The following is a 16,274-nucleotide window of genomic DNA, read 5'->3' on the forward strand; positions in this document are numbered from 1 at the left end:
ACAATACCAGCGCACCGCCCACAGGATCACATCACCCTGGAAATGGCGCCACTTGAAATCCGTCATCGTTCCGTCCGTCCAATCTCCGCCAAGCATGCTCAAGCTTCACGATTTTTGCAACAGAGCCCGTTCGACGATCCAGACGGCCACAAGCCCGCCGTAGACCGATACGCCAAAATCCGCATAGGCATTGCGCATGAGGATCCGGTCCTCGCGTCCGCGCCAGCCGTCGTGCGGGATCAGCGACGGGAAGGCTTTGGCGGCCCGCTCGCGCAGATCGTCACGCAGCCATTCGTACTCGAATTCCCAATCGTCTTCGGCTTCGACCTCAAGCACTGTGAAGGCGACGATTGCGCCGCTGGGATAGCTGACCGATCGGCCCATGATATCCTCCCTCAGGCCGCGAGCGCAGCGTTGTCTGACGCGTCGTCGAACTGCGCGAGGGTGACCCTGCCGCCGAGCTTTAGCAGCAGGCTCGCGGCTTCTTCGGCCTTGGCTGCAGCGGTCAGGATGGCGCGGTCGTCATCCTTCAGAAGCTTGAGCCAATGCTCGATATAGCTTGCGTGGTTATCGAGGTGCGTGACCGGCAGCCCCAGCTCGGCGCCCAGCATGGCGCTTGCGAGTTCGGCCAGTTCCTCGGCGGCATAGGCAGCCGTACCGAAACGGTTCTTGAGATCGCGACCCAAGCGGCTCGCATGGCCGGTCCAGTGCGACAGTTCGTGGGCAAGTGTGGCGTAGTAGTGATCGAACCCATTGAACAAGCTGGCCGGCGGCATCGTGACGCGATCCGCGGTCGGTTCATAGTAGGCCTCGCAGCCCTGATGACGCAAATTGACCGGGATGGCAGCAAAGAAGGCGTCGAGGTCGGCTTCGCGCCCTGCGGGCTCAACCAGTTCGAGCGTTGCAGCCGGATGGAAGCGCTCGGGCAGACCTTCGACCTGATCGGCATTGAAGACCGGATAGGCCTTCAGTACCCGGCGGGCTTCGTCGGTCTTTTCGCCAGTGTCGGGAGCTTCGACCTCCTTTGTGTAGCTCTTGTAGAAGATCGCGATGGTCGACTTCTCGCCCTTGCGGACCTGAGCTCCGAGCGATTTTGCCTGATTGTAGGTCATCCAGAATGGCGAGGCGTAGCCGCACATGTCGGCGACCATCCAAAGCCAGAACACGTTCATGCCCCGGTACGGAATCCCACAGGCCCGCAAGGGCCGGGAGACCGGGACGCCGCGCCACGGCTTGATCCATGGCTTCGTGCCAGCTTCCAGACGGGCGATGATTTCCTGGGTGATCAGGGTGGCGGGCGACAAGCCGCCGCTCTGCCCCTTGCGATAGGCCATTATGGTTCTCCTGATTGAGGCATCTGGACGATCGGCGACGGGTTCGCCGGTCAGTGCCACAGGGTCTCAGGCCCCCTCTGCTCTCCTTCCAAAAAGGAAGCGGCCCTCCGGCGTAAGCCGAAGGACCGCTTCTCGAGGTACGAGTGGCCTTGCCTGTCAGGAGGAGGTCAGGCGGCCAGCTCGCTGGGGGTATGAATTTCGCCGTCGACACCAGACTCAGCGTCAGCTGCGTCGAGCTCGGCTTCGCCGGCCTCCAGGGTAGTCGAGGCGAACCGCATGACCTCAGGCACCCAGGCCAGAGCTTTTTCACGGACCTCGACCTCGGTGATGTAGGTGCCGGCGAAGACGCGCTCGGCGCTCATCGCGAGATCACCCTTCTTGACCGAGGCAAAGCGCGAGGAGAGCTCGAGACCGCCGACATCGGTCAGCGCGTCGAGGATCACCTGCTTCGATACTCGGTCGAAGTAGTTAGCCGCTGTCGGGCGCCACCATTGCGCTATGTCGATGCCGATCAGGCTGCCGATATGATCCTGGAATGGCAGCTGACGCTCACCGGCCATGTTGAGGCTCGCCTCGAGCGACCGGGCAACGACAAAGCCAAGCCATGCTGCTCGGCTTTCATCCGGCAGCGCCCGAAACAGATCGAAGCGGGACGTTGCATCCTCTGCAGCGCGCCAGCTCTCGTCGAGACTGGACCTGAGCTCGGCAAGCGCGCTGCTCGCCGGAGCATCCTTGGCTTCGAAGCCGATGATCGGGCCTGCCGGAACAGGCGCGCGCAGCGTGCTCGCAGCCCGCGCCCGCCAGTCGTGGGTATCGGCATCGGCGAGCGTGAAGACCATGAGGTCGAGCGCCAGCCCGGGGTCGGACGCAACGTGCAGTGCCAGAACATCGCGGCGCTGCATCGCGAGTTCGTCGACCAGACGTTTCGACAAGGTGGTCCGGCGCCTGTCCGAACCTTCTTCGCCTGCAACGACTTCGATCCCGTCGTCGGCTTCGACGGGTTCAGACTGACGCTCGCCGTAGAACACCGGCTGGAGAACCGGCGTACCATCGCGGGAGAGCACCAGGATCATCCCCGCCTCGGCCTTGAGGTCAGCCGCGATGACAGGCGGCCGTGCCCGGATTTCCTGGCATTCGCGTTCGATGGCCTCGATGGCCGCCTCGGCCGCTGCCACGGCCTCTTCGGCACTGTCCTCATCCTCGAGGATCGCCGCATGTTCGTCATAGGAGGCATCGAGATCGTCGAGCCGCGTCAATTCGGCTTCGGTCAGCGGCGCCGGTTCGGCGGGAAGCCTGACCAGCCCTTCGACCAGATCGTGGCTGGCATAGGGATCGAGCGTCGGCTTGACCCAGGCAAGACCCTGCTCGGCGGCGAGGGCTTTGGCCTGCTCTTCCATCTTTGCCGTCGCGAGGCTCTCGAGCAGCGCAACATCGACCCAAGATTCGCTGTCGTCGTCATCGAACAGTTCGCGCTCGATCCGGCCGCCGGCAGCGACGTAGGCATCGCGGCCGATAAGCCGTGCTCGTGGATCGCTGCCTCGGACAGTCCCGGAGAGGACCATGCGCCTAACGCTGTCGGGATTGGGCGCATAGTAGGCCGAGGAGACCTGCTCGAAGACGCGGGTCTGGATCTCCTGGTCCGAGGTCGCGCCAAAGGCTTTGGCGATGTCGAGAGTGATCTGGCCTGAGGCAAGGGCCTCGAACACGACCGGCGCAAGCGTTGCAAGGCGCAGACGGCCCTCGACAAAGCGGACCGTCAGACCGAAGCGGCGGGCAACATCTTCAACCGTCGCACCTCCTACCACCACCGCGGCAAAGGCCTGGGCCTCATCGGCTGGGTTCATGGCCAGACGGTGGAAGTTCTCTGCGAGGCTGGTTTCGATCGCGGCCTCAGCGCTGTCTTCGAGCACGAGGCAGGTGACTTCGTGATCGCGGGAAAGGATCTTTTCGTCGGCGAGCGCGAGCATCGCGCGGCGGCGACGCTCCCCAGCTTCGACCTCGAACTTGCCCTTGGCGGCGGGCCTGACGATGAGGTTCTGCAGCAGGCCGCAGGCTGCGATGCTGGCCTTGAGCTCGGTTTCGGCAGCTGGATCGCCGTGACGGCGGACATTGCGGGGAGACTGGACGAGCTTGTTCAGCGGGATCGACTTGATCATGGGACACACTCCTGATTGTGAGCCCGGTGCATCGACCATCGACGCCCAAATGGCTCAATCAGGGCAAAGCCCGCTCCACTCTTGTGCTTTCGCAGCAAATCTTCCGATAGCCACGGGCAATGACGAATGGCTATGGTTGCGGGCGATCCGGTTGGGCTCCTTTTAGGCTAGGGTCTCGCATTCCTCGTGCTGAGTTTACAGTGATGCATGGCTTCCGGTTGCATCCGCTGAATTCGTCTAAAGCCTTCTCAGTGACTTACTAATCTGAGGATCGCATGATAGCAGCATAACTGGGGTTCAATTGAAAAAGCTGGAATTCATGGGGGGATCCTTTGGCTCGCGGACCTAAAATCGGATCTTCGGACATTGCTCGGATTATTGAGCAAGCCGATATTGCAAGTGTCGCCGTGCGGCTTGGACTGCAGGTGGACAGCAGGTCCCGGCAACCGCGCCGTGCCATTTGCCCGTTCCATGATGACAAGGATCCGTCGTTAAACCTCTATCGCGGTGGCGTAGGGCGAGCTGAGCGCGACCATTATCATTGTTTCGTCTGCGGCGCTCATGGCGACGTCGTCTCCCTCATTCAGAATTATGAGAAGGTCTCGTTTTGGGAGGCGGTTCAGCGCCTCGCTTCGATTGAGGGTGTCGAGATAAGTTCTGTGCGCCAACCGGTCGTCAATCGTACGACTGGAGCGGCCCTTCTCGCGCGAAGCCTCGATGATATGCCGGCGACGGACCCAAAGTTCATCGCCTTTTGCGAGGAGCGAGGGTTCGATGTGGACTTTCTTCGCAGAAGAGGCGCGGCAAAATCAAGTCTCGACGATCTGATAAAACGCGCGAGAGTCGACCGCACGATCGAGGAGCAGCTCGTCGAGGCAGGCGTGCTTCGACGCGACGATGCCGGTGACCAGGTCGCCGATCTCTACGGACCAAAGTTGCGCGGCTTCTTTAGCGGCAGTCGCATCGTGTTTCCGATCGACGGGCCGCAGGGCGAGATTGTCGGTTTCGCTGCGCGCGCGCTTGACGATCAAAAACCAAAATATCTCTATTCATACGACTTTCCTCGCAGGAAATCGCTTTATGGCGAAGGACGCCTGCTCAAGGCACTTCAGGACATGCGTCTTACTGGCCGGCGTGAAGTCATTAGTATATATCTTGTGGAGGGAATTTTTGATGTCCTCCGTCTCGAACAGATGGGTCTTCATGCGTTAGGCGTTCTCGGCGCGCAGATAACGCCGGGCCAGATCGAACGCATCATCCGAATTCAGGAATTAGTTGCCGAATTTGATGGCGAGCTCCGCTTTTACATCTTTTTCGATTGGGATGATGCCGGCAAGCGCGGTGCGTACGATGCCGTGCTGCATCTCCTCAAGTTATTGGAACATGGTCATCCATTCGATCTGACAGTCATCTCCACACCGGCGGGAACCGTGGCTAAGGTTGATCCCGACACTTACTTGCGCGGTAAATCCTCTGAAACGGCGCGGGATCTGCTAGCGGCAGCGGGCGCTGGGCCACTTGAATTTCTTGCAGCTTATCGATTGGGGACAGAGCCCTCCAAGCTAGATTGGTCGTCGGTCAACCGCCTCCGGCTCGCATCGATTGCCCGAAGCGTCGCATATTCGCTGCGCGACCTGGACTGGGCGCGGATCATCGCCACATTACCAATCGCAGATCAACATTCTGGCCTGGCTCAGTTCGCGGCGTTGGTAAGCAGCTATGGGGGCCGGCAGGCTGCGTCGTCGCAGGCGCCGCAGCTTCTTGAGCAGTTTCGCGATCCTGCAGACGATCGCTCAGACCTTCTCACCGCACTGACACTCGGACGCTCGTCGACTTCGCGCCGAGAGTATCCCCTTGATGACGAAGCTTGGGAACGACTTGCGATCGCTGCGTCCCCTCTTTTTCACATCCATCGGGCGAGGCTGGCAGCGGCGGACGGGCCTTCGAGCCCGCTCCTGACGCGGCATTTGCCCAAAGGAGACGGTAAATACAGGCTCAAGGCCGGACCCGTTGCGCACGACGCAATTCTTCAGCAATATGCGCTAATCGAATTGCTGCGGGACCGCGACGATTGTCCAAGGTTTGCGGACAGCATCCCGGCCATACGATATGCGCGCGATTGTGTACTCGATGGGGGCATCTACAAGACCGGCAATGGGCGCCGACAACCCGCGTTGAGCTTTGCCTACCAGATCGACATGGCGATCGTAAACGGACTTACGCCGCCAAGGCGTGAGGGTATCTTTCGACCCTATTTCGAATGTTGGCGCTCGTTCATCGATTTTCTCGATGGTCGTATCAGGCGTTTTCGTCATGACGAGATGCAAATCCTGCGCCTCGACATTACTGGCTTTTACGATCACATTCGATCCGACATATTCAGCGATGCTCTCGCACAACCGCTCGAACGCGCACTCCACTGCCTGAATTTTGCAGATGGCGATATTGGTTCGTTCGCGCCCTTGCTCGCTCCTTCCGAACGTGCGGATGCGGTGGGGCGATCCGAAGTTTTCACCCGGTTCTTGCTCCAGCACAGCTTCGGACTTCGCTATTTCAACCCAGTTTCCGGCGAGGAAGCTATACAGGAGGCAAAGCGGGGCATTCCGCAGGGGCCTGACCTTTCCGCCTACCTCGCAAATATCGCTCTTTTCGACCTCGACGACATGATGGGCGCCGAGATTGCCAGGCTTAATGAGGCTGACACCGAACAAGGCGAGACAGAGGACCAAGACCGATGCTCGGCCGCCTACGCCCGCTACGTCGATGACGTTGTCATAATCTGCCGGGATTTCGAGACTGCCGCTCAACTTCGTCGCAAAGTTGAATCTCTGATTGCGCTCAAGGGTTTGTCGCTCAATCGCAAGAATGTGACGCCCCCACCGATGACGCGGGCGCAGGCGCGCGGCTGGATCACCGACAATCGTGCAGGTTTCGGTTTTTCCGGACCGCTTGCCGATTTGCCGACGACCGAGGCTATGGACCCGCTTGCCGACGCAGGCGAAATCGATCGGCGCACGGCGCTCGGTCTTCTGTTTGATCCGGATCTCGACAATCCGGGAAATGCCGAGATTGGGGTCGCCAAGATCAGCATCGCACTTACTGCGGCAGACATCCGGTTTAACGACCGCGCCAATGCATATCGACGCCTATGGTGCTTCGCGTCTGACAGACTGACTGACACCTCGGGCGAAAGTCTGGCTGCGTCCTTTGCAGAGCTACTCGCCAGGGCCGAACCCCGCGCATTGCTACTTGCAACCGAAACTGACCGGCTCGACATCGCTTTGGCGGCAATGGAGGGCCTAGACAGGGCGTTGCGTTTCGCGGTTCCTCCGGGCACATTCGGTGAAGAACTGTGTGAACGCATTGCGCGCAACCTGCAGACCTTATCTGCCTCGGTACTTGACGATCCGTTTACACCGCTCGAAGCACTGCTGCTTGGCAGCAACGATGGCCGGCTGCTTTCACGTTTCGACACGCGCTGCCAGATCGGAATTATCGCCTGTCTCGCCGCCGAGCAGCTGGGACCGCGCGAACGCACGTTCCAGTTCACGCACCTGCACAAGTTTCTTCTGCCGAATATAGGTGGCGGTCAGGCCCTACCGGAGGGCTTGCTACATTCACTTCTTAAGCACGACGCCGCGTTCGAACGCCAGTTGCCGACCCTCGTCGTCGCCAGCGGGCAATCATCGGATGCAGCCTTCTCCCGTCTTAATCAGACACTGGTCGAACTCCAGCGCGCAGCAGCCCATGGTGAGGATGAAGGTCCAGGCACATTTACGCGATCCGAGCTGCGTGACCCCAACGAAGTCGTCAACGCTACACAATCGATCCTAAGCATCTGGGCTCCGGGGAATGATATCGATGGAGGTACAGAGCCTCCGACCGAAATCGAACTTGATGCAGCAGCGACGTTGGTCAACGTCACGTACGCCGTGTTTGGCGTTATCGCATCGCGTCGACCACGGTTGACACGGTTGATTGCTGGCGCGCCGGGCGCGATGCCATTGCCCTCGCCACCGGGCCTTAAGTCCTCCGGAATTCTGTTGTGGTGTCCTAATGGTCGCTTACTGCTCGCGTCGCCCGACGCAGCAGAAGCCCCGCCGGTTGGCGTGACTTGGACGGATTTGAATGAGCAGACTGTGCCTGGCGTCGCCTTGCGAGAAGCGACACTCCCCGCAGGCTGCAGACTGTTAGTCGAGAATGACCGGAGATGGTCGCCGGCAGAAATCGCAAATCTCTACCGCGCGGGGTTCACCCTGTTCGCGCAACAACTCAATCTCGATGCCGAACGTGTGCCAGTCCCGACAGCGTTCTCATTCTTCGCTAACATCGCTGATGACGTTATCGACTTTTCGAGCGTGCAGCTAATTTCATGGCCGGCGCCTCGGTCAAGCGTCGACGGCCACGCGTTCGTCCGTGTCGGGCCCTCGCTGGAGGCGCGCGGCGTTTACTCGGATGGAGCGGACTTGTGGCGCTATGGCTGGGCCGTGCGGGACGCCTGTAACCGCGCCGAGCCATCCCATGACGATGACGCCGGGATGGATGCCCAGGCCGCAACTGCGCTGGATGAGGATTTCCATCGGCGAGAAGCTATCGTCGCGCGCGTGCTTCCCCGGCTTTCTGGGGCCGATCGGTGGGGGCCGGGCGAGGGTGCGCCAGATAATCCGATCCCTACGCGCATCCGCCGCGCCCTGGCGTTGCTCGAGAGTTTCGATCGTGCCGGCACCGCTGCCGAAGCGGCGTCCTGCTTGGTCGCAGCCGTCTCTGAAGGAATGTTCATGAGCGAGCGCATAAATGCGCTCGACGACCTTACTTCGAACGGTAATGCAGCCGAGCTTCTTGCTCGAGCGACCAGAAGGGTGAGCCGCGCGCTTCCTGAAGCTGCTAAGCACTGGGACATTACTACCCCGCACTCGCTGCCGCACCGACGAAGCGCCGCGGCTTGGCAGACACTGTCAGTGGCAATCGGGAATGCGGGCACAAACATCCCTGGCGACGCCGCGGACTCGCTAAATGCGCTGGAAGCAGGTGCCGAAACACTCGCTGCAATCGCGGATCTGCGGGCGCTAGCATTTGAAATCGCGGCCGGCTTGCCCGAGGACTCGCTTAACCTTCTCGCCGATGCCGAGTTTGATCTTGCTTGGGTATCGGACATCGTGGGCCTTGATCTAATCATGATCAATGAGGGGTCGGCAACCACCGACCCCAGTCTCGCCATTCAGGTTACCAGGGTCGTGCGCGCGTTCTGCCAAGTGGTTCTAGGCCAACGCGGGGGGCTCAATTTCGTACGCGACCAGATCACGCCGTCCGGCTGGGTCGTGCTGGTCGCTATACTCATCCAAGTCGTGCCCGTACGCCAGCTAGGCAATTTTACCCGCCCGACCCTATGGCAGATACATTCTGGACCTGCCGGTGCTGAAGCTGCGCTCCAAGGCCTCCTGCGGTATTTTGCTAGCAGCTCGGAAGCGACCGCGAACGCCCCCAATTGGCCGTGGGACGTGTTCGAGCAACTTCTTCTGCAACGTCCCTCCGATCTGCCATCGCTTCTGCGGCAAGTCACCGACTCGACGGCAATCAGCGTTAGCGATGAAATATCTTGGTCGAATCCCCGAACTGGCGACAGCCAAGCCGACCGTCCGATCATGCGCCTGGCCGACGGCAGTTCCGTCAGCCTTGCCGAGTGGCAGATTGATGTGTCTTATGTGCGAGGCGAACGTGGCGCTTCGATGGAGGCCTATCCGGTCGGCAGCCGGATGCGCTTCCCGTATTCGATCTCGCGCCGCGGCGATCAAATCCTTGGCCTGCATCTCGTTTCGCGCAAGCTTGGCGAGGCCGCATTCGGAGGATCACTCCAGACTGAGTCATCTCCTGCGGAGCGCCGGTCGGTGCCGGAAGTCATGCCTGTTCCGGTAATCGTTGAAGGCACTTTAGAGGATCCCTCTACCGGCCAGGACCCCGCGACCTCGCTAGAAAATACCATAGTTCCATCCGCGCAGTCCGATCTGATTACGCTGGATGAGGCATTGGCGCTTATCGACAGAAAGCGCGTCCGATCCTGGAGCGATCGTTCCGTTGCCAAGAATTTCGGCACGCATCGAGTTGCGCTGGTCCAATGGGATGTTGCCGACAGCTATTACAGCCCGGGACACAAGGGTGGGGTTTACGAAGGTTTGGTCTCTCCCTCCGGTGACAAGCCAGCTGACCCTGCAACCGTTAAGAATGGCGGCGTATTTCTTTCGACGTCTGAACACCGTCGCCGCGCGCTGATCCGGGAAGTTCTGAAGGCCTGCGCGGAGTTCAAGGTCGATGGCCTCGTATTCCCGGAATACAGTCTCCGACCGGAAACGATCAACTGGCTTGCGCGTCAGCTTAAGACGCAACCACGGCAAATTACCGTTTGGTGCGGCACCTTCAGAGTTCCCAATGCGACACAACTCGACCTGGATTTCAGTGATAACGCGACGGCCCCCTATAGGTCGTCCATCGACGGACCGTTACCACCGGGGATCAACCGTTGGGAGGCGCATACAGCCGTTTTGACCTGTCTGCAGGCGAAGGTCGATGACCGCGCGATCGTGAAAGTGGAGCATTATGCGCGGCAGAAGCGCTACCCATCCGCTGCGGCCGGCGAATTGATCAGGCCGCCATTCGACCAGCCATGGCACCCGTTGCTGGTCGACGAAAGGGATCCGTTCAAGCTGGGGACGTTCTCATTGGAACTCGTCTGCTCGGAGATGTTTCCGCATGCCAGCAGCGCGAACTTCGTCGGCATCATTGAGGAAAACAACGAACTCGCTGACCGATACGGCCTAGGCAAGGGCGGCGAGACAATGTTCAACCATGTCAGCAATGACATTTACGAGTTCGCTCGATGGACGGCGTTTCGCAACGCAGCCAAGGTCGCCGGTGACACTAGCCGCGCGCTTCTTAGAGGCGAAGCGCTCCAGCGGACGCTGATTGTCCTTCCCGCCATGACGACCCGATCGGCCGATTATCATATCTTCGGGCAAAACCAGTATCTGGCTGCTGGACTGGTCACTGCATTTTGCAATGCCGTCGTACCGCATGCGAGTTGCGGTCAGAGCGGCTTCATTGGCCTCGACGGGTGGAAGCGGACCGAAGGGATCAAGACGCCCTACGGATCCAAGGCTCCGGGCATCTTCCAGCTTGGCGATTCACACAGCGGCCCCTTAGGCGACACCGAAGCGGCTATGGTCATTGCCGACCTAGACTTGCTAAGAACCACGGATCAGCGCCCCCGACCGCATTATCAGCATCGGTCTTTGCGGCTTGTCGCGCATCTTCCAATCTTTTTCGCGACGGAAAAGGGGGGGCATGCCGGCGTCGGCGCATATCCAAACAAGCAGCGTCAGCCCCGGTCACGGACGATCGATGGGAAAGCATTCACCTTTGCGGAGGCACGCAGCAAGCTCGCCAAGGCGCTAGAACTCGAATCCGTCTGGCGGGCGAAACTGAATGTCGCTTCCCGCGATGAGGAACCGTCACCGGAATATCAGGCCGCCATCGCCGAAACGCTAGCGGCGCTTCGCGTGCTTGAGGAGTTTGCGGACGATCCTGCCTGGCTCCGTAAACGGACCGATTCCTTCAGATCCGAACGCTATGAAATGCCGCCAATGACACCATTGCCGGCTCTCGTCGATTGGCTGTACGTCGATGATCGATGGCTGCCGGGAACGAACAGTGTGGCTCCGGTCGAAGGGGAAGACCCGCTGAAAAGCGACAAGCCATTGCTTGGCGTCCCTCGCTCGATGCAGGACGAACCACCGCGGGGCATCGGCTGACGTGGAGCGACAGATGACTAACACCGACTCTGACCGCTGCCTTGAAGACCTGGCACGCCGACTTGAGGCGTCGGGAGATTTTCGGGTCCTCCGACGACTGAAGCTCAGTGAACGCATCGAGCCGAGCGACGGTGTCCAGACTCGAACGGGCATGTTTCTAGATGTTGAGAGTACCGGCCTAGATGTTCGCGTCAGCGAGATAATCGAAATCTCCGTCACGCCGTTCGAATACGGCCTTGACGAGCGAATCGTTTCGGTTGGACAGCCGTTGCACCAGTTCAATGAGCCAGCGGACCCGATTCCCGCCGAGATAACCGCAATCACTGGCCTGACAGACGAGCTTGTAGCTGGTCACCGGCTGGATATCCCCGCAATCGAAGCATTTGTGGAGCAAGCGAACATCATAATCGCCCACAATGCCGCGTTCGACCGACCGCTCGTCGAACGGATCTCCCCCATATTTTCCGCCAAACCGTGGGCCTGCACGATGTGCGATGTTCCCTGGAAGGAAGAGGGCGTCGAAGGGCGACGATTGTCGGAGCTCTTGTCGGGCTTTAAGTATTTTTTCGACGCGCACCGCGCGGTCGATGATTGCGAGGCCGGTATTGCGCTTTTGACGATGACGCTTCCAAAGAGTGGCGAGCGGGTGCTCAGCAGCGTCTTGAGGACTGCGCGCCAGCCAACTTGGCGAATATTCGCGGATGCCGCGCCATTCGAGATGAAGGACGTTTTGAAGCATCGCGGTTACAAATGGAATGCAGACCGAGCGCTTGGCCCGAGGGCGTGGTGGAAGGAGGTTCCCTCCGATCTGGTCGACGCCGAGGTAGATTTCCTACAATCGGAGATCTTCCGGTCGCCGGTGCGTCTTCCGATGTTTGAGATAACTGCCTTTCAGCGCTATTCTATGCGTGCGATTTAGAGCCCCACGTTGGCATTCAGCGAACGCTATCGAAGAACACTTTTTTCCGAAGCAAGGGCTTTATATCTGGGGTGGCCGTTGGTGGCGAAAGCTGTTGTTTGATGCTTGGATTCCAAACCGCTGCAAAGTCCCAGCGGGGGTCGCTCAATCCCGACCGTTGATCAATGCATGTCGCGTTAATGGACGTGCTGAACACATAACATTATCCATTTGACGCGATGCTCCACCTCCACTGCACCAAGAAGCTGCTTGATCGGATCAAACCCGAGATCGCTGAGCCCAGACAGAGCGACACCGCACTGGGCAATTGGTATGCCACCGTCCTGTTCTGGAAGCCGCAGGTGGCGTTGCTGGTTTCTGAGCGCACGCTGCTTCCCGTGCTTATGCCGCTGGCCCCGGCGGCCACGCTTGCTCGAAGATTCCCCGCACAATTGGCTCTGGTTCTGAAGGAGCACCGCGCCCCAAGCGAATTCATTGCCCAGGAGGTCTGGCGGATGGACAAGGTCCAGTACGCAAAGACTGCAAACCGGAGCGTTCTGGGCATCCTCAATGAGTTCGTCAAACAGGCCGAATTCTGGCTGGCCGCTTATGCCTATGAAAAGGGTGATGACGACGACCTTTTGGCGATTTCCGCCAAGCTAGCGGAGACACCGTGTAGCCCGCTGTACAAGGGCCCAGTTTCGCCGGACAAAGCCCTGCATGAGATCGTGAAGGCTCGTGCGCAGACTTGAGTCCGCTGGCCGGAGCTTTTCTCGGACATCCTATAGCCCAACTCATGCGATCAGTCAGGATCGGGGGGCAAATCGACGATGCGGAAAACAGCCCCTGATCCGGCATCACGGACAAGGTCAACGCGCTGGCCATCCCAATGATAGTCGAGGTGCCGTCCCTGTGAGGGGTTTGACGCGCAGTCAGGGTAGAAGAGCGCGACGCATTCCCCACCGGGGTGCCGGATGCTCGGGTAGGCAATGCCGTCCGATCCCGCGCCCCTGAGGTGCCGCGCGAGCGCTTGGGATGTGGCGTAGCTGTAAGAATCCAGCGCCGGAAACGGCGCCCCCGCCAGAGCTCGGAGATCATGCAATTCTGCATCGACCGCCATGATGATTTCTCGGAACTGCGAGGTCCAGCCAGGCGCTTGCCTAGTTCGTGCCATGAACCGCGCATGGTGGTGGATCGTCTCGAACAACGCGGTCTCAAACCGGTCGCCGACATAGAGCACGCCATAACTTCCGTCGGTAAATCGGCTTGGCCGGTCAATGCTGACATGGGTGAACGGCGCCATGAGGTAGGAGGCTCCGTTTCCGCCGACGCGTCGGTTGATCGGTACCAGGTCGAGATTGCCAATCGTCGCCACAATGCGTGGATTGGTCTTCTGCTCGGCCGAGATCAGCAGCGGCCAGTCCGCGGGATCGGCGACGTCCTCGAACAGGTCGATCGGCGGAAAGGCGCTGCGGATGATCCTGACAGCGCCCTTCCACTCAACTCTAGAAACGGGGATTTCTGCTGTTTCGCTCACCAGCCACCGCGCTCGGCGTCGAGGTAGCGACGCACCCGCATGATGTCGGTAAGCTCGCCTCCCAGCATCACGTCAAGCGCACTGGCTCCGCCAAACGCTTCATTCGCTGCCTTGATCCAAGTGTACCCGCGGGTCGCCTCCGAGAAGATGATGCGAAGCGCCTTGTGGATCCCCATGAGGTTGGAAAGACGCGCGCGCCCATCACGCGAGATGCGCCCCGGGCCTTCTGCCTTCCATCGGCGATAGGAGCGCACTGGCATGTCGAGCAGCGTTGCAGCCTGCTCGTCGGTCAACTCCCATTTGCCGAACAGATTGAGGACTGCCCGGAACATGGCAGCTGCCTCGTCCTGCGTAATCGGATCGGGACGGAAGGCGGTAACGGCAGTATCAACGGGTTGCAGAGCCAACATGGCAGTTCTCCATATGGCAGCACTTATTCAATATAATGCCATTTGGCAAGTAACTATACCGATGATGCCAGTCTGGCAATCACGCTCGCCGCGCCCTCGATCGGCACGAAGAGCCGGGTCTGATAGCGGATGATCTCGGTAAAGCAGCCTTGGGCCTTGTACCAGTCGAGCCGAGCAGCACTCCATCCCGTAAGCTCGATTCGCTGTGAGCCGTTGACCAGGCTGCGCTTGACCATGAACTGCTCGCGTCCCGCAAATTCCACAGCCCGGCCAGTAGCAAGAACGGTCTGCACGATTTCATCGGAGGACAGCGTCAGCTCGCGTTCCAGACCCAGCGCTCGGCACAGTTCGGGCACGCAGTGGACGGGAACCTCCCGGCCGAGGAGCGAACGGCCATCCGCTGCCGAGATGCGGCTCACCCTCACGAAATCCGAAGGGAGCTTGTCCCAGACCGGAAGCAGGAGGCCCGTCGCAAGATACAAGCGCTCGCGCTTGTGGCTGGTCCGCGCTTCCTCAACCTCGGCTGCCCAGGCCTCGTGGAAAGCGTCGACGGGAATTGCCTCCCAGCTGCTCTCAGCGAGCTGATCCTCGGTGATGTGAGTGCGCTTCAACGGGCGCAGCAGTTCGAAGCGGGAAACGCGGGTGCCGTCATCAGCAAGGATGCTGCGGGCAGGCACGAGCAAGGCAACCCGGCCTGAGCGGGCATTTCGAACCGGCCGTTGCTGCTGCCCGGTGAGGCCGTGAAGCTCCTCGAGCCGCTTCAGCGTCAGCGGCTTCAGGGCTCTGGCGATTTCCAGTTCCAGCAGATGGGTCGTCGCGCCCGATGCCGGATCGGTGCGCAGCAGCGTGTCGGACAGGACCGTGAAGTCCTCGACTGCAATCGTCTCGAGGCCGAGATCGAGCGTGCCGGCCTGCCGGGCGGCATCGATGCGCGCTTCGACCAGCCCCATGAACTCGTCGAAGATCGCGTTCTGCAGGGCGATGGGAAGCGCAAGAATGCGGTTGAGCCACCGCTGGATCGACGGCAGGTCATCGACCATCGAACCATCAGACGCTTCGATCCGGAGACCTGTCAGCTCCTGAAAGCGCCCGAGACTGACGGCTTCGAGCTTGCCGGTGAACAACAGGCCGAACCAGCGATGGAGCGCCTCCTTGGCGTAGATACTTTCGAGATTGTCGGCAGGATCGAAGAGGTTCTGGCCACCGGTCTGGCGCTGTCCGCGCGTCAGAGCGCCGAGGCTGTCCAAGCGTCGCGCAATCGTCGAGATGAAGCGGCGCTCGCCGCGCACATCGGTGGTCACGGGCCTGAACAGCGGGGCCGATGCCTGATTGGTGCGATTGGTCCGGCCAAGCCCCTGGATTGCGGCGTCAGCCCGCCAGCCCGGCTCGAGCAGGAAGTGGACGCGGCGGGCCTGGTTCTTCGCGGCGAGATCGGCATGGTAGCTGCGCCCGGTTCCCCCGGCATCGGAGAACACCAGGATATGCTTGGCACCGTCCATGAATGCCTGGGTTTCAGCGACATTGGCGCGCGGCGAGCGGGATTGGAGTTTCTGGCGACCATCGCGGCCGACGATGAGCCGGCGCGTCCGGCCGGTCACTTCCGCAACCTGTTCGACGCCGAAGCGTTCGATGATGGCATCAAGCGCAGTGGCGATCTGCGGCAAGGCGCAGAGCTGCTCGATCATCCGGTCGCGCGCGGCGAGTGCTGATCGGCACAGCACGGGCGCGCCGAACTCGTCGCTCATCGGCTCGGAGCGAGGATTGCCATTTTCGTCGGTAAACACGGCCATCAGGCGAACGGGAAAGCTCTTGGTGAGATAGTCGATCACGTATTCCCGCGGGGAGAGGTCGATCTCGAGAGCTTCGCGTTCCTCGTCAGACAGGTCGGCAAGTCGCCGGTCGAGCATGGCTTCTGCCGTCGACACCAGCTGGACGACAACAGCCTGACCATCGGCAATCGCCGTATCGATCGCGGGCAGCAGGCTAGGGAGCTTCATCGACAGAAGCAGCTGCGCGAAGAAGCGCTGTTCTGTCCTGCTGGGGTGTGTATTATTTGAAGTAATAGATTGATTAAGCATTGAGATTCCTCGCTTGAGGTAAGAGGGCGCATCATTGGGCTGCGCGCAGCTCAGAGTGG

Annotated in this window: 9 protein-coding genes; 3 read left to right on the forward strand and 6 right to left on the reverse strand. The window is 60.4% G+C overall.

Going from position 1 to position 16,274, the window contains the following annotated elements; all coding sequences use genetic code 11:
* Nucleotides 1-105 precede the first annotated feature (105 nt).
* The 3 genes from K3A84_RS19975 to K3A84_RS19985 all read right to left on the reverse strand — a co-directional run bounded on the left by K3A84_RS19975 (nt 106) and on the right by K3A84_RS19985 (nt 3,490).
* Entirely contained in the window at nt 106-384 is a 279-nt protein-coding gene (locus K3A84_RS19975; protein WP_225011252.1) for a hypothetical protein, read from the reverse strand.
* Between the two features lie 11 nt (nt 385-395).
* Nucleotides 396-1,334 carry an ArdC family protein gene (locus K3A84_RS19980; RefSeq protein ID WP_225011253.1) on the reverse strand — a complete coding sequence of 313 codons (939 nt, stop codon included), beginning with the start codon at nt 1,332-1,334 and terminating at the stop codon, nt 396-398.
* Between the two features lie 167 nt (nt 1,335-1,501).
* Nucleotides 1,502-3,490, reverse strand: a complete 1,989-nt coding sequence (locus K3A84_RS19985; protein WP_225011254.1) for a ParB/RepB/Spo0J family partition protein — start codon at nt 3,488-3,490, stop codon at nt 1,502-1,504.
* A gap of 332 nt (nt 3,491-3,822) precedes the next feature.
* On the opposite strand from K3A84_RS19985, the gene K3A84_RS19990 reads away from it, so the two are divergent.
* From K3A84_RS19990 to K3A84_RS20000, 3 genes are all read left to right on the forward strand, one after another.
* Nucleotides 3,823-11,292 carry a CHC2 zinc finger domain-containing protein gene (locus tag K3A84_RS19990; RefSeq protein WP_225011255.1) on the forward strand — a complete coding sequence of 2,490 codons (7,470 nt, stop codon included), beginning with the start codon at nt 3,823-3,825 and terminating at the stop codon, nt 11,290-11,292.
* Nucleotides 11,293-11,305: 13 nt separating this feature from the next.
* Nucleotides 11,306-12,211, forward strand: coding sequence for a 3'-5' exonuclease (locus K3A84_RS19995; protein ID WP_225011256.1), 906 nt, complete (start codon nt 11,306-11,308; stop codon nt 12,209-12,211).
* A gap of 218 nt (nt 12,212-12,429) precedes the next feature.
* Entirely contained in the window at nt 12,430-12,942 is a 513-nt protein-coding gene (locus tag K3A84_RS20000) for a DUF6933 domain-containing protein (protein ID WP_212608773.1), read from the forward strand.
* A 50-nt stretch (nt 12,943-12,992) separates the two neighbouring features.
* Here K3A84_RS20000 and K3A84_RS20005 read toward each other — a convergent pair whose 3' ends face one another.
* The 3 genes from K3A84_RS20005 to K3A84_RS20015 all read right to left on the reverse strand — a co-directional run.
* Complete coding sequence (locus tag K3A84_RS20005; RefSeq protein ID WP_212608772.1) at nt 12,993-13,727, reverse strand: RES family NAD+ phosphorylase; 735 nt, start codon at nt 13,725-13,727, stop codon at nt 12,993-12,995.
* On the reverse strand, nt 13,724-14,137 hold the full coding sequence (locus K3A84_RS20010) for an MbcA/ParS/Xre antitoxin family protein (RefSeq protein ID WP_196276528.1): 414 nt from the start codon (nt 14,135-14,137) through the stop codon (nt 13,724-13,726). Before K3A84_RS20010 ends, K3A84_RS20005 begins: the two co-directional genes overlap by 4 nt.
* 53 nt (nt 14,138-14,190) lie before the next feature.
* On the reverse strand, nt 14,191-16,274 hold a 2,084-nt coding region (locus K3A84_RS20015; protein ID WP_225011257.1), incomplete at its 5' end, for a strawberry notch C-terminal domain-containing protein.

The sequence above is a fragment of the Novosphingobium percolationis genome (genome assembly GCF_020179425.1).
GTDB classification, from domain to species: Bacteria; Pseudomonadota; Alphaproteobacteria; order Sphingomonadales; family Sphingomonadaceae; genus Novosphingobium; species Novosphingobium percolationis.